The sequence below is a fragment of the Pseudoneobacillus rhizolycopersici genome, from assembly GCF_054786815.1.
In genome coordinates, this window is the sequence record NZ_JBTOOE010000209.1 from 1 (window position 1) to 245 (window position 245).

General features: G+C 54.7%; 1 protein-coding gene. It reads right to left on the reverse strand.

What is annotated here, in order from left to right:
• Positions 1–245 (reverse strand): hypothetical protein (locus tag ACX9YW_RS23460; RefSeq protein WP_460351197.1); only part of this gene is annotated, 245 nt, incomplete at both ends.

Sequence of the window (245 nt, forward strand, 5' to 3'; positions counted from 1 at the left end):
GGAGACTCATCAGGTCGATACCTTTCTCACGCAGCTTTATCGCCAAAAACCGGGGATTGCCCGACTGTAACCAGTAGTTGCCGAACTGACAATTGTCGAGCACCCTTACGATGCTGAACGGGTTGTAGACGTCGCGCAGGTCAGAAGCGAAATGATAACCATCGTATCGCTCCTTAAGCTCCGCCAAGGTCTCCTCCCGGCTCATGCCGTTTTCCGTCGCGAGCTTGTCGACCCCTTCCGACAGT